This window comes from Candidatus Jettenia sp. AMX1 (assembly GCF_030263775.1).
In the GTDB taxonomy this organism is placed as follows: Bacteria; Planctomycetota; Brocadiia; order Brocadiales; family Brocadiaceae; genus Jettenia; species Jettenia caeni.
On sequence record NZ_SZPP01000025.1, the window covers coordinates 29,998 to 44,943 of the forward strand.

The 14,946-nt window shown below is 38.4% G+C and carries 13 protein-coding genes and 1 tRNA gene; 10 read left to right on the forward strand and 4 right to left on the reverse strand.

Annotation, left to right across the window (positions count from 1 at the left end; all coding sequences use genetic code 11):
* Window positions 1–45 precede the first annotated feature (45 nt).
* Window positions 46–687 carry a hypothetical protein gene (locus FBQ94_RS09060; RefSeq protein WP_285442098.1) on the forward strand — a complete coding sequence of 214 codons (642 nt, stop codon included), beginning with the start codon at window positions 46–48 and terminating at the stop codon, window positions 685–687.
* Window positions 688–776: 89 nt separating this feature from the next.
* On the forward strand, window positions 777–1,982 hold the full coding sequence (locus FBQ94_RS09065; protein WP_007223216.1) for an FprA family A-type flavoprotein: 1,206 nt from the start codon (window positions 777–779) through the stop codon (window positions 1,980–1,982).
* 295 nt (window positions 1,983–2,277) lie between these two features.
* Here FBQ94_RS09065 and FBQ94_RS09070 read toward each other — a convergent pair whose 3' ends face one another.
* The 3 genes from FBQ94_RS09070 to FBQ94_RS09080 are packed head-to-tail and all read right to left on the reverse strand — an operon-like array spanning window position 2,278 to window position 4,670.
* Window positions 2,278–3,072 carry a cyclase family protein gene (locus tag FBQ94_RS09070; RefSeq protein ID WP_007223215.1) on the reverse strand — a complete coding sequence of 265 codons (795 nt, stop codon included), beginning with the start codon at window positions 3,070–3,072 and terminating at the stop codon, window positions 2,278–2,280.
* Between the two features lie 51 nt (window positions 3,073–3,123).
* Window positions 3,124–4,065, reverse strand: a complete 942-nt coding sequence (gene pyrF / locus FBQ94_RS09075; RefSeq protein WP_007223214.1) for an orotidine-5'-phosphate decarboxylase — start codon at window positions 4,063–4,065, stop codon at window positions 3,124–3,126.
* A gap of 41 nt (window positions 4,066–4,106) precedes the next feature.
* Window positions 4,107–4,670 (reverse strand): anthranilate synthase component II, encoded by a 564-nt coding sequence (locus tag FBQ94_RS09080; RefSeq protein WP_007223213.1) that lies wholly within the window; start codon window positions 4,668–4,670, stop codon window positions 4,107–4,109.
* Window positions 4,671–5,131: 461 nt separating this feature from the next.
* On the opposite strand from FBQ94_RS09080, the gene nusA reads away from it, so the two are divergent.
* From nusA to FBQ94_RS09115, 7 genes are all read left to right on the forward strand, one after another.
* Complete coding sequence (nusA, locus tag FBQ94_RS09085; protein WP_007223212.1) at window positions 5,132–6,205, forward strand: transcription termination factor NusA; 1,074 nt, start codon at window positions 5,132–5,134, stop codon at window positions 6,203–6,205.
* Window positions 6,206–6,251: 46 nt separating this feature from the next.
* Window positions 6,252–8,480, forward strand: coding sequence for a translation initiation factor IF-2 (gene infB / locus FBQ94_RS09090; protein WP_007223211.1), 2,229 nt, complete (start codon window positions 6,252–6,254; stop codon window positions 8,478–8,480).
* Window positions 8,481–8,561: 81 nt separating this feature from the next.
* Window positions 8,562–8,873, forward strand: coding sequence for a DUF503 domain-containing protein (locus FBQ94_RS09095; RefSeq protein WP_007223210.1), 312 nt, complete (start codon window positions 8,562–8,564; stop codon window positions 8,871–8,873).
* Window positions 8,874–8,957: 84 nt separating this feature from the next.
* Entirely contained in the window at window positions 8,958–9,326 is a 369-nt protein-coding gene (rbfA, locus tag FBQ94_RS09100) for a 30S ribosome-binding factor RbfA (protein ID WP_007223209.1), read from the forward strand.
* Between the two features lie 5 nt (window positions 9,327–9,331).
* Window positions 9,332–10,204 (forward strand): ATP phosphoribosyltransferase, encoded by an 873-nt coding sequence (hisG, locus tag FBQ94_RS09105; protein ID WP_007223208.1) that lies wholly within the window; start codon window positions 9,332–9,334, stop codon window positions 10,202–10,204.
* A gap of 43 nt (window positions 10,205–10,247) precedes the next feature.
* A complete protein-coding gene (locus FBQ94_RS09110; protein ID WP_007223207.1) occupies window positions 10,248–11,831 on the forward strand; it encodes a tetratricopeptide repeat protein in 1,584 nt (527 codons plus the stop codon).
* Between the two features lie 38 nt (window positions 11,832–11,869).
* Window positions 11,870–12,628, forward strand: a complete 759-nt coding sequence (locus FBQ94_RS09115; RefSeq protein WP_007223206.1) for a YebC/PmpR family DNA-binding transcriptional regulator — start codon at window positions 11,870–11,872, stop codon at window positions 12,626–12,628.
* A gap of 101 nt (window positions 12,629–12,729) precedes the next feature.
* Here FBQ94_RS09115 and ftsH read toward each other — a convergent pair whose 3' ends face one another.
* A complete protein-coding gene (gene ftsH, locus FBQ94_RS09120) occupies window positions 12,730–14,664 on the reverse strand; it encodes an ATP-dependent zinc metalloprotease FtsH (protein ID WP_007223205.1) in 1,935 nt (644 codons plus the stop codon).
* 155 nt (window positions 14,665–14,819) lie between these two features.
* Between ftsH and FBQ94_RS09125 the strand changes: the two genes are divergently transcribed.
* Window positions 14,820–14,897 (forward strand) — tRNA-Pro (locus FBQ94_RS09125).
* The last annotated feature ends 49 nt before the right edge of the window (window positions 14,898–14,946 follow it).

Sequence of the window (14,946 nt, forward strand, 5' to 3'; positions counted from 1 at the left end):
AAAGGAGTTGTAGGAACCGGGAGAAGTATAGTATACTTGTATAATATGAAGATTATATCTATTACTGGCACAGCAAGTGGTGTAGGAAAGACGACAATTGCACAATTTTTACTCAGGCATTTTTTTGACTTATCGGCCTTAAAAATTACTACAAAACATGAAGGTAACTGCACCAGGCAATCCGATTGTGATGTATGTGATACTATGGCGTATCCCTATAAGATCACTGTTGATCCGCTTCAGATTAATCAACCGGGTAAAGATACTGCTCTCTTCAAAAGTGCCGGTGCCAGAAAGGTCGTATGGCTTCAAACTCATTCTGAATGTCTTCGAATGGGCATCGAAGAGGCGCTGTCCTATTTTGATAAAGGCAATTTAGTCCTTGTAGAAGGTAACAGCTTTTTACATACCCATAATGCTAGTCTCAGTATTCTTGTTACCACAGCCAGAGAACCGAAGATAAAACGTTCTACAAAACAGATTATTTCCAAGATCGATCTTGCAGTGATTAATAAATATAAAGATGATACCTCTATCGATATTATGAAAACACAAGAGAGGTTGTATCGGATCGGCTGTCATGTCCCTGTTTTTATCATAAATCCATTTTTGGAAAATTACACTCCTAATGAGGTTTTTCTTAATCATATCAGAGAAATAGTGGGACAACCAATCCAATCTCTATAACAAAGAAGCAATAAACAAAGTTATAAAATATTTAAGTTCAACTATTCATGAATATTTTTTCAGGTACTTTGATTTTTGTGGAGGAACGAATGAATCCGGTAAAATTGAAAGAAGGAATTTATTGGGTTGGAGAAATTGACTGGGATCTTCGCAATTTTCATGGCTATTTAACCCAACGGGGATCAACGTATAATGCCTATCTGATACTTGATGAAAAAATTACCCTGATTGATACGGTCAGACCTTATCTCTATGAGAAAATGATGAGCCGTGTATCCTCTCTCATAGACCCTTCACAAATTCATTATATTATTGCAAATCACGTGGAAATGGACCATTCCGGGAGCCTGCCGCTTCTTATGGAAACTGCCAGAAATGCAACGATTATAACCTCCCCAAATGGACAAAAGGGGCTAATTGCTCACTATAAGAGAAAGGATTGGAATTTTAAGGTGGTTAAATCAGATGAGTCTGTTAACCTTGGTAAGAGAAATATCAAGTTCTTTCATACTCCAATGGTTCACTGGCCGGACAATATGGTGAGTTATCTGGAAGAGGATAATGTCCTTTTCTCTAATGATGCATTTGGACAGCATATTGCTTCTTCTGAAAGGTTCGATGATGAATATCCTTTTGGTATCGTTGTTGAAGAGGCAAAGAAGTATTATGCTAATATTGTTTTACCTTACTCTATGCTGGTGAAAAAGGCAATAGATTTAATAGCCCCGCTTGCCATTGACATGATTGCTCCTGCACACGGGGTTGTTTGGCGTTCTTATGTAAAGATGATCCTGGAAGAGTATGGGAAATGGGCTGCTAATCAGGCAGAAATGAAGGCACTGATTATTTATGATACCATGTGGAAATCCACGGAAAAGATCGCTTCTATAATTCAGAAAGCCTTTGAATCATACAAAATTCCCACAAAGATACTCAATCTTCGGTATAACCATATTTCTGACATAATGAACGATATATTAACGGCGAAATTTATCTGCGTTGGTTCTCCTACGTTAAATAGTAATATGCTTCCTACTGTTGCAGGTTTTTTAACCTATCTGAAAGGGCTGTCTCCCAAAAACAGAATTGGGCTAGCCTTCGGTTCTTATGGATGGGGAGGACAAGGGGTTCGCCATGTGGAAGAAGTATTAAAGGGATGTGGCTTTGATATGATAGAATCCATAAATGTTCAGTATATTCCGGATGAAACGCAACTACAGGAAATCTTCGATAAACTAAAGCGGGAAATATCGGGTTTATTGGAAACAACCCGCCTTATTGGGTCTCAAGGGTAAATGTAACCTTTGATGAATTTTTCGGCTTAGTTATTGATGTATTCAATATCTTTAATGTCTTGAAGGAACTTGGAGTGCGGACGAGAGGCAATCCCCGTTTAGAGTTTGAAAAGCGTGTTATGCGAAACCTTGGTGTATTGAAAAGAAAAGGTCTTGTTGAGGAATACAAGGCCAAGAACAAGCGCGTACGGCTTCTTGTATAGGGGTAAGAGTATACCTTACCCAAGTCCGTGCATTACACTGACCGCTTTTCGGACGTGTTAAGACATACTGCTGAATTCCAATGTTAGGATAATTACTTTGCCAAAATTGCCCAAATACGGCACTGCCCCCCTGAGCCACCTTCGATCTTAATAGGGGCTACTATGAGAGTTGCTCCTTTCGGAGGCAACTTATCAAGATTTGCTATATTTTCAAGGATAAATTTTCCTGCACCGTTTATAATATGATGTACCTGAAAATCGGAACAATTTCCACAATCCCCGCTAAGGGTATCAATGCCAATACCTTTGATATGCCTCTTCTCTACCAGGAAACTAGCCGCTTCTTTTGAATAACCAGGAAAGTGCATACAGCTATTTTTATCAATATTCTTGTAATCGTTAAAATTATTCCACCGTTTGCTCCATCCTGTATTGACTAATACAATCGATCCTTTAGGTATTATCCCATGTTCCTTTTCCCATAATGAAATATCTGACAATGAAAGGGTATAGTCAGCATCTCTCTCTGTCTTCTCAGTTATGTTAATAACAACAGCGGACCCAATTAACTGCTCAAAAGGGATTTGGTCTACGGAAGGTTGATTTTGTTCGAAATGGTTTGGTGCATCTATATGTGTTCCAAGATGTTCTGGTGTACTATATTTGCCCGAAAAAACCCTGTCTTTTTTGATTGTAGCAATAATTTCATATTTAAATGGAGTGTAATTACCAATTGGCCAGTGAGGATTCTTTTCATTCAAAGGATACGTTAAATCAATAACCAAAGCCTTACCATCCATAACATCTTCAAGAAGACCAGCCTGTAGATATTTCTCATGAGAAAACACTATCATTCCGAATACGAGTATGTGCAAAAAAATTTTCACCGTGTTACTCCTTAATCTATTCATATAATGTAGTATATCTGATAATTTTATTTATGTCATACCTGAGATTTCTTCAAGTTCTCTATTCATTTTAATAATAGCTTCTCGGGTAGCTTCTTTCCATGCACTCACGCCGTATTTTTCTTTCCATGGCGAGAGGTTATAAGCATAAAGAATAGAACGGGAAGCATTTATAATCGCTCCGAGGCCATCGGGATTAAAACAACATTTCATGTCTTTTGCTGTTGCACCCTGAGCGCCATAACCTGGTATGAGAAAGTAAGCTGCAGGCATAATTTTTCGTAAAATTGATAATTCTTGTGGAAATGTAGCTCCTACAACTGCTCCAATAGCGCTGTATCCCTGCTTACCGATTAATTCCTTTCCCCATACAGGTATCTTTTCTGCAATAATCTCATGGAGTTTTCTCTTTCCACATAAGAGATCCTGAAATTCACCGGAGAGGGGGTTCGATGTTTTAACAAGAATAAATATGCCCTTGTGATTTTTTTTCGCTGTTTGTATAAAAGGAAGCAGACTATCGGTTCCCAAAAATGGGTTAACAGTTATGGCGTCTGTAGAGAAAGGGGATTCGATGACGTTATCTATCTGAACCTCTCCGATATGGGCATTAGCATAAGCCTCAGCCGTGCTGGGAACGTCACCCCTCTTAATATCACCGATTACAATTAATTCCTTTTGTTTAGCATATTTAACAGTTTCCGTATAGGCCCAAATTCCCCAGTAACCATAAAGTTCATAAAATGCAATTTGGGGTTTTACGATACCTACAAATGGAGCAATAATATCGATGACTTGTCTATTAAATTCCAGGATACCATATGCTGCATACGCAAGATTGTCTTTATTCAGGGTTAAGGGCTTTTGTTTACATGAATCAGGAATGAGGGTAAAATAAGGATCTAGGCCTACTACCACGGGGCTGTTTTTTACGCGGATAGTAGCGATAAGGCGGTCGGCAAAATTTTCCATGTTGTACAAAACTGGGACTAGATTTTAATAGCCTTGAGCAATTAAAGCGCTAAAAAATTTTTAAGAAGTTTTGGACCTTCTTCAGTTAAAAAAGATTCCGGATGAAACTGAACTCCCTCCAACGGATATTCCTTATGGCGTATACCCATAATTTCATCATCATCTGCTCTGGCAGTAATTTCAAGACAATCAGGTAATGAATCTCTTTTGACAGTAAGAGAATGATAACGTGTTGCTACAAAGGGATTGGGAAGTCCTTTATAAATAGTTTTGCCATCATGAGTGATCATGGATGTCTTGCCATGCATAAGCCTGCGGGCACGGATCACATCTGCGCCATAGGTATAAGCAATACACTGGTGACCGAGGCAGACTCCAAGGATAGGTATTTTACCGGAGAAGTGCTTTATAATATCATTCGAGATGCCTGCTTCCTTAGGTGTGCAAGGTCCCGGTGATATAATGATATGGTTGGGCATTTTTTCTTCAATTTTTTTAATATTGACCTTGTCATTTCTAAAGACTTCCATTCTTGCGCCAAATGCACCTATTTGTTGCACAAGATTATACGTGAAGGAGTCATAATTATCGATAATAATTACCATAGTATATTTCTTCTTTCCTTAAGCGTTTTGATATTAACAAAATAAGGTATGAATATCAAAGATATTTTTCATGAATAAATAAATAAGACAAGTTGTAACATCTATTTACAATAGATCTGTACCCTAAAAATAACTTGACAATATCGTTTTTTTTGTTAAAATTCCCTTAAGGATTCATTGGTTATTCAATTTAGGGAAAAAATAGATGCTTCATTTCTAAAGGATTTTTAAGTAGTTGTAAACCAGATAAGAGAAGATTGTAAGACTACAAGAGTGGGGTAACCCACTTTTTTGTTTTAATGTTTGGAAATTTTTAAGGATTTAAAGTTCTTTGCCTATACTGGGTAGGAGATTTCAATGAGTCGTTCTAATGCTATACTCTATGAGTTGTTTTCCTTCTGGTTAAAGTAAAGAAACTGTTTACCTTATAGTATAATTATTTAAATTGTATAAAGGTATTTATGGATAAGGAAAGTTTACTACGTTTAGTAGATAGTTTACATAGGGATAAGGAAATTGCCAAAGATGTTGTCTTCCAGGGTATAGAAGCTGCTTTGACTACTGCTGCGCGAAAACATTTTAAATCTCAGAATACTATTTCCATCCAAATTGATAGAGATACTGGAGAGATTATAGCTATGGAGGGCGATCATAAAATCGACCCTTCTGAGTTGGGCAGGATTACAGCACAAACTGCTAAACAAGTTATTATCCAAAAGATACGAGAGGCTGAACGGGATGTGATATATGAGGACTTTATCAGCCGGAAGAGTACTATTGTCAGTGGCACAGTGCAAAGATTCGAAGGTTCTACGATGGTTGTGAATCTTGGCAAAACAGAAAGTATTTTGCATAAACCAGAACAAATTGCTGATGAGCATTATAATACGGGTGAACGGATCAGAGCAATTGTTCTCGATGTTAAGAAAGTAGGAGCACGGGTAAAGATATTGCTCTCAAGAGCACATCCTGATTTTGTTCGCAGGCTTTTTGAGCTGGAAGTACCTGAAATTGCAGAAGGTACAATTGAGATTAAATCTCTTGCAAGAGAGCCAGGACACAGGACCAAAATTGCTGTAGCTTCGAGTGATCCAAATGTGGATAGTGTCGGTGCATGTGTTGGTGTACGCGGGGCTCGGATCAAGAATATTGTTGATGAGTTGAATGGTGAAAAGATTGATATTATCAGATGGTGTGATGAGCCAGAACTCCTGTTGCCGAATGCACTGAAGCCTGCAGAAGTTTCTGGGATTATTCTTTCTGCAGAAAATAAGGTCGCAACGATTGTGGTACCAAATGATCAGCTTTCTTTAGCGATTGGGAAAAGAGGGCAAAATGTGCGCCTTGCAGCTCGCTTAACTTCCTGGGATATTGACATCATAACAGAATCAGAACTTGAAGAGAGGCAAAAATCTCATGCTGTAGAACTTACAGAAGTTGCCGAAGCGAATAAAATGCCCTCAGGTGATTTACCTGCGAAACATGAAATATCTCCCGACAATATTGAAACGAGTGATAAAAAAGAGGAATCTTAATTCTATATATTATATTAGAAAATTACGTTATATTTTAGGAGTTTAGATGGAAAAAATTCGGATCAGTTCACTTGCAAAAGAACTAGGAGTAAAGAGTAGCCTGTTGATTGATAAGTGCCATGAGAGAGGGCTCACTCATATTACTCACCATGCAAATACGCTGGTGCCTGAGCAAGCAGAAATGATACGGCAACTGTTCCAGCCAAGCACAAAGGTAACTCCTGCAGAAGAACCTAAAGTAAAAGAAACGGTGCCACCACCAATTGTTGAACAAAAAAAAGAAGTCAAGACAGTGCCGCAGGCAGGTAATGTTGTTAAAGTTGTTCAACCAAACAAAGTTGTCACAGTTCACAGGGGAAGTGCTCCTGCACAAAAACAGGTTGTAAGGGTAACACCCGTAAAATCATATTGGAAAAAGAAGCACCCGCCGAGTAATATATCCCCTAAAAGGAGAGAGCATTTAGAGGAAGTTGCAGAAGTAAAAAAACCGATAATTAAGGAGAAAGAAACAAAGGTTATTATGGAATCACCAATAACGGTAAAAGACCTTTCCTCCAAATTGGGGATACGCGCAAACGAAATTATAACAAAACTACTTCTTGAGCATAATATTCGTGTAACAATTAACCAAATCTTAAAAGAAGATATTGTTCACTTATTAGGCATCGAGTATGGAATCGAAATTGAGATTAGAAAACGGGAGGTTGTTGAGGAGCATAATTTTATAGCTGAGCAGGTGTCCACAAAAGTAGAGGATATGGTGCATCGTGCGCCAATTGTGACTTTTTTAGGGCACGTTGATCACGGGAAGACATCGCTTCTCGACAGTATCCGGCAAACAGATGTAGCTGCCGGAGAAATAGGTGGTATTACGCAACATATAGGTGCATATAAAGTAGAAATGAACGGAAAGCATGTGGTATTTCTGGATACTCCAGGTCATGAAGCCTTTACCGCAATGCGGGCAAGAGGAGCGAATATTACTGATGTGGTGGTGCTTGTTGTGGCAGCTGATGACGGAGTGATGCCTCAAACAGAGGAGGCGCTAAACCATGCCAAGGCTGCTAATGTGCCGATTGTTGTAGCGGTGAACAAAATTGATAAACCAGGTGCCAATCCTATGAGAGTCAAACAGCAGCTTGCAGGACTGGATTTAATCCCCGAAGAATGGGGCGGAAAAACTCAATTTGTTGAAACTTCTGCTATAACAAAAAAAGGAATAGATACCCTTCTCGAAAGGCTTCTATTAGAATCCGAAATTCTTGAATTAAAAGCAAATCCTAAAAATCCTGCACGCGGTGTGGTATTAGAGGCGCATTTAAGTGAGGGACGGGGTGTTGTTGCCAGTATCCTGATACAGGACGGCACCCTGCATCAGGGAGATATAATTCTCTGTGGTAAAACATTTGGCAGGGCGCGTCTTATGACAAACGAAAGAGGTATTGATCTCAAAGAAGCTGGCCCGGCGATTCCTGTATCTGTTTCAGATTTTTCTGAGGTTCCCGAAGCTGGAGATAAATTCTTTGTAGTCAACGATATACAGAAGGCAAGGGAAATCGCTCAGGAGAGGCAAAAGAAGGAACGAGAGACCTCTTTAATGAAATTTCAGCATGTTACCCTGGATAGCCTTTACTCCAGAATTGCCGAAGGAAAGGTAAAAGAGATTAAAGTGATACTAAAGGCAGACTATAAAGGTTCCGTTGAAGTGTTGAAAAAGGCTTTAGAAGGCCTCTCAACCCCCGAAATTAAAGTGAAAATTTTACACTGTGGTGTAGGGGGGATTACGGAATCAGATGTGCTTCTTGCGGATGCATCGGATGCATTTGTGATTGGTTTTTATGTGACAACTGAGGATAAGGCTCGTATATTGGCAGAAGAAAAAGGAGTTGAGGTCAGACTTTACAAAATTATCTATGATGCTACGAACGAAATAAAGGCTGCAATGGAAGGTATGTTGGAACCAGAAACTAAAGAGGTTGTTCTCGGACAAATTGAAATACGACTTGTTTACAATATCTCAAAGATTGGCAATGTTGCTGGTTGTTATGTGAAATCTGGTAAAATTACCAGAAACGCTTCTGTTCGCTTGATTCGTGATAGTATTATTATTTATGATGGAAAGTTAGAATCTCTAAAGATAGTTAAAGACGATGTGAGAGAAGTTAGAGCGGGTCACGAATGCGGAATAAAGATTGCAAATTATGATGATATTAAAGTTGGCGATATTGTAGAAGCATACGAAGTGCAAAAGATTGCCCGTACCTTAACGGGATAGTAATTGAATTAAAATTAAATAGTATTCTGTAATGGTCTAAAAGAAATATTTTTTGATACTTTAATCGCAGTTTACTATGGTATGAATCTTGAGTTTTATAAATCTAACGATACGGTAATTGGTATTGTAAATATTCGGTTGGTAATAAGGAGCGCAAATACTTTAAAAGATAAGCGCCGTATTATTAAAAGCCTGAAAGATCGTATTAAAAATAATTTTAATGTATCTATTGCAGAAACAGGATCTTTAGACCATTGTCAATATTCTCAAATAGGAATTGCAATGGTAGGAAACGACAATCGATATGTGAATAGCGTTTTGTCAAATTTGATTAACCTGATCAGATGTGCAAACTCTGTAGAGCTTGTTGATTATAAACTTGAATTTGTTTAACTTACTTACCATTAAGCATATAAATTTTAAGTCCCTTATTATGATATTTATTTTTTTCTTCATAAAAAGAAGAGGGAACGTACTATGTCTTCAAGAAGAATTGAGAGATTATCTGAGGTCCTCAAGCAAGAGGTAAGCAAAGCCATCCTCTATAAATTGAAAGATCCCCGGATAAGTTTTATTACCGTAACAAAGGTGGAAATAACACCTGATTTGAAAAGGGCAAAGGTATATATTTCTATATTAGGTGATGAACCAACGCAGAGGAAAACCCTCAGGGCGTTAGAACACGCTAAAGGATTTATCCAGGCTGAAGTTGGTGCGCATTTGCAAACGCGATATACACCTGTTTTATCATTTTTTTTGGATGAATCGATTAAAAAGAGTATGCATATTTCAAAACTTATTGATGAAGCCGTTAAGGGAAGTGATATAACGGTAAAGGGTGAGTAGGAAGAATGAAAAAATTATGTTTAGGCCTGCCTAAGGGCAGCCTTCAAGAAGCAACTATTGATATGATGAAAAAGGCAGGTTATACGGTCATCGTGAATTCACGGTCCTATTATCCTACGATTGATGATGACGAAATTTCTGTAAGATTGATAAGACCGCAGGATATGTCAAGGTATATTGAAAAAGGCATTATAGATGCAGGCTTAACTGGCGCAGATTGGGTAAAAGAGGCTGAATCTGATGTCAGAGTTGTTGTAAGCCTGATATATGCCAAACAACAGTTGACAAAAGTTAAATGGGTTTTGGCAGTTCCTGAAACTTCAGCAATACATACCGTAAATGATCTGCAGGGGAAAAAGATTGCAACTGAATTGGTAAATGTAACACGTCGATATCTTGCTGAACGGGGAATTGTTGCTGATATTGAATTTTCTCATGGCGCTACAGAGGCAAAAGCTCCTGATTTAGTTGATGCAATTGTAGAACTCACCGAGACAGGTAACAGTTTACGGGCAAATAAACTTCGCATTGTGGAAACTATTATGGAATCATCAACACTCCTTATTGCAAATCATAATGCATGGGAGGATGAATGGAAGCGTACGAAGATAGAAAACCTTGCAATGCTCTTTGAAGGAGCTATTATCGCCCGTGAAAAGGTTGGGTTGAAAATGAATGTGCCGAACGGTGCTTTAGATCAGGTATTAAAAAAATTACCTGCGCTGAGGAAACCAACGATTTCATCGTTATCCGAGGGAGCTGGTTATGCAATTGAAACCGTGCTGGATGAAACGATAGCAAGAAAGATAACCCCTGAATTAAAAAGAGCAGGAGCCGAGGGGATTATTGAATATCCCTTAAATAAAGTTATTCTTTAAGAAGAGATGAATTACTACGATATGGTAAGACATAGAAAGAAGTATGAGATGTTTTTTTCCTAACCCGGGTAGTGTTGTTTTGGGTATTATAGCGTTCTTATGTATTGGTCTTTTAGGATGTCATAGTATTACCGCCAGGCAGGAGGCTCAACCTTTAGCTGGTAACAAAAATCAACCTTTAGACGTCCAGGAAAAAACATACTCTTATTTCTGTACCGGCTACTTTTATATGTTAGAGAAAAATTGGGAAGACGCAGCCCGTTATTTTGAAAAAGCGCTGCAGTTAGATAATTCTTCTGAAAAGATACTACGTCACTTAGCGACCTGCTATTTTCAATTGGGTAAGAATGAAAAGGCAGTTAACTTCATTAAAAAATTAGCCGAAATGAAACCTCATGAATTCAATGTACATTATACGTTGGCTACGCTCTATGAGATTGGGGGAAAATATCAAGATGCTATTGTGGAATACGAGAATGCGCGCCGATGCAAGATAACAAAGTTAGACCATGTATTTTTGGCTGATACTTTGTACAGACTTGCCAATCTTTATATGCAGGAGGGGATGATGGAAAAAGGCGCGGAGTGTTACAAAAGTATGCTCGATATGAAACTTGTTAACGAGCCTGCAAAGATATATTATGAGATTGGCCGAAGATATTTTGAAAAAAATGATATTAAAAATGCCTTGGAGTACTTCCTTCTTGTGAAAAAGGCTGATCCGAACTTAAATTTTGCTAACTTCTATCTTACCCTTTGTTACGATGCACTCAACGATTACTCTCATGCCATAAATGAGGGAAAAGCTTTTTTAGAAAAAGAACCAAACAACTGGATTATGCATTTTGCGTTATCTGATATATACAGAAAAATACATGATGAATCCAAAAGAAACGAAGAAATTGAAAAAACCCAAGAAATTTTGAGAAAAAATGTAGATGCTGGTAGCAAAAATCCAAAGGAATATTTTTTATTAAGTCAAATTTATAGGAGTCAACATAGGATTGGTAAGGCAATTGCCGTTATTGAGAATATGAAATTGATTCCTTTGGATAAAGAAACAAGCAGGGATGTCCATTTCTTGTTAGCAAATCTTTATTATGAGAGTCAGGAATTTGACAGGGTAGAAGAAGAGTTATATATGACGGTAAAACTTGATCCTGATTTCCATGAGGCAAATAATTTTCTTGGTTATTTATTTGTTGAAAATAATAAAAATTTGGACGAAGCCATACGGCTTATTAGCAAGGCATTAAAGGCGCAACCTAAGAATGGGGCATATCTTGATAGTTTAGGTTGGGCATACTATAAGAAGGCGCAGAAGGAAAGAAAAGATAATTATCTCGTTATGGCGCTTGAAAAGTTACGGGAAGCTGTTCAATTTGCGGAAGAACCTGATATTTATGAGCATATGGGAGATGTCTATTATAGTCTTGGGTATTGGGATGAAGCTATAAAGGCTTTTGAAGAAGCAAAGGTCCTCTATAAAGAGATATTTAACCATGGGACGAAATTAAAGAATATAACAGCAAAATTAGAAAAAATAGGAAGATTAATTTCTCTGGAAGAAACGATTTTAAAAGTTACTGTAAATCATAGAGAGGTTGAAAATAGTAATCAACCGTAATCAATGTATTAAAATAATTTTGGGAGAGAGAAAGAAATTTGGCAGGACATTCACATTGGGCAAGTATAAAGCATAAAAAGGGCGCTGCTGACGCTAAAAAGGGCAAAGCGTTTTCTAAAATAGCTCGTATGATTACTGTAGCTGCCAGAAGGGGCGGGGGAAACCCAGAGATGAATCCAAGGTTACAACTTGCTATAAGTAAAGCACGAGCTGTTAATATGCCGAAAGATAATATTGAACGTGCTATTCAAAAAGGGACAGGAGAGGGGAGCGCAGAAGCCGAGTTATTTGAATGTATGTACGAGGGATATGGTCCGAGCGGTGTAGCATTAATGGTGGAGATTGTGACTGATAATAAAAATAGAACCCCACCTGAAATAAGGAAAATCTTTGAGCGATTTGGTGGAAATATGGGAGAATCAGGTTGCGTCTCCTGGATGTTCGAAAAGAAGGGGCTTATTATAATAAATAGTGATACCCTCAATGAAGACGATTTGATGATGCTGGCTTTGGAAGCAGGTGCAGAGGACATGCAAAAGGTAGGTGACGCCTTTCAGGTAATCTGTTCACAAGCAGACTTGTACAACATCAAGGTTGCAATTGAAAATAAAAACATAACAGTCCAAACCGCGGAACTAAGCTGGATACCCAAAAATAGTGTTGATTTAGATGAAACTGCAGGCCGCAAAGTATTAGGACTTATGGAGGCGCTTGAAGAACATGATGATGTGCAAAACGTATATTCTAATTTTAATCTTCCACAAAGCCTTCTTGCAGAAATGCAATCTTCGAAGTAAATGGGTAATAGCATACCCTTTTATTTAACTGATAAAACTTGTTCCTTGTAATGTATGAGCTGAGATAAGGATAGTCTTTCGGTAATCCTGCATATTATTATTTATAGTCCCAGTCCAATATCTTTGGTTATGTATTGCAAGCTTTTTTGCGGCTGTTCTACGGGAGCAATCTCAGTTTCTTTATGCGTCTTTGGATGTTTCCTTTCTATATTGAGCAATTCAAGTACCTGATCTCCCTCTAATACCTCTTCTTCCTCCAGCTTTTTTGATAATAATTCTAATTTATCCCGGTTATCATTGATGAGTTTTTTTACCTTTTCATAACTTCTCATAATAATATTGGTAACCTCATCATCGATAATCACCGCGGTTTTGTCGCTATATTCCTTTTCCTGGACAAGATCATGTCCGAGAAAGATATTTCCCGATTGTCTACCGAAAGTTTGAGGTCCTAGTACCTTGCTCATGCCAAACCGGCATACATAACTTCGAGATAATTGTGAGACCTTTTCGAGATCATTTTGAGCGCCTGTCGATATTTCCTGTAATATGAGTTCTTCAGCAGCGCGGCCTCCGAGTAATACACAAAGAGTGTCGAGTATCTCAGATTCGCTGGTTAGATATTTATCTTCCATAGGCAGCTGCATAGTATAGCCAAGTGCTGCAGTTCCTCTTGGAATAATAGAAACCTTATGTACGGGGTCTGTATTGGGAAGTAAGGCTGCTATCAGGGTATGTCCTGATTCGTGAATAGCAACAGTCCTTTTTTCACCACTGCTCATAATCCTGCTCTTTCTTTCCGGACCAGCTAACACCCTGTCTATGGAGGATTCTAATTCCTCCATGCCCACATCAGTCTTATTATACCTTGCTGCAAGCAGTGCAGCCTCATTGATAACGTTGGCTAAATCTGCCCCGGAAAAGCCAGGCGTACGTTTTGCGATAACCTTTAAACTAATATTGGAAGCCAGCTTTATATTCTTGGCATGAACAGACAAAATAGCTTCTCGTCCAATAAGGTCTGGTCTATCAACGGTTACTTGTCGGTCAAAACGACCTGGGCGAAGTAATGCGCTATCCAGGACGTCAGGTCGGTTCGTTGCTGCAATTATAATGACTCCCTTTTGTGAATTGAAACCGTCCATTTCTGCAAGGAGTTGATTAAGAGTTTGTTCGCGCTCATCGTGGCCGCCACCTAATCCTGTGCCCCTTTGTCGGCCAACACTATCGATTTCGTCAATGAAGACAATACATGGGGCCTTTTCTTTTGCTTGTTCAAACATATCTCGCACCCTTGCTGCGCCCATTCCAACAAACATTTCGACAAAGTCTGATCCGCTAATCGAAAAAAAAGGTACCCCTGCTTCTCCAGCGACGGCCCTGGCAAGCAATGTTTTTCCTGTTCCCGGAGGACCAATGAGAAGTACCCCTTTAGGGATTTTTCCCCCTAGCTTTTGAAACCGCTCAGGGAAAGAGAGAAAATCTATGATCTCTTTCAATTCTTCTTTTGCTTCGTCACATCCTGCAACATCTATAAAAGTAGTCTTCTGCGAGCCATTGTCCGAATATAATTTAATTTTTGCCTTTCCAAAAGACATAAAAGGTGATCCCATCCCACCAACTTTTTTGAAGAGAAAAAACCAGCCTAATGCCATAATACCGAAGGGAAATACCCACCACATAAAGATATTTTTAAGAAAGTTATTTTCGGTTGTACCTTTAAATCTAACCTTTTGTGATTCGAGTTCGCTGATAAGCTCTTTGTCGTGTATGGGTACGGTAACAAATGCAATTTTCTGTTCTTTACCAGTTTCTTCAGGAGATGATTTTTTATAATGGCCGCGGATAAGATTAGCTCCTACGGAACAATCGGATATATAACCGTTCTTCAGATATAACCGGAATTGGCTATAAGACAGTTCCTCAGCCTTAGGAGATAAAAACATCTGCACGATATACATAACGGCAAGGAATAGTAATATATATCCAATAGAAAAAGGTGTCTTTTTAGTTTTGTTCTTATTTTTTTTAAGCATGTATTTAGTGAGATAAGTAAACTATAAGTAAAATACTAGCAATTTTTTCCGAGAAAAACAGATTAAATTATAGTAAAAAATAAGGATGATGTCAAAATATTTCAAAAGAGATTTAAGTTGATAATAGATAAAAAGATACTATAATATGCGTAAGTCGGGGTGTAGCGCAGCTTGGCTAGCGCGCTTGAATGGGGTTCAAGAGGTCGTGGGTTCAAATCCCGCCACCCCGACCAATAAATTTAAGGGTTTCTCGAATTTGCCATATCTCGTTTTTCCTCAACT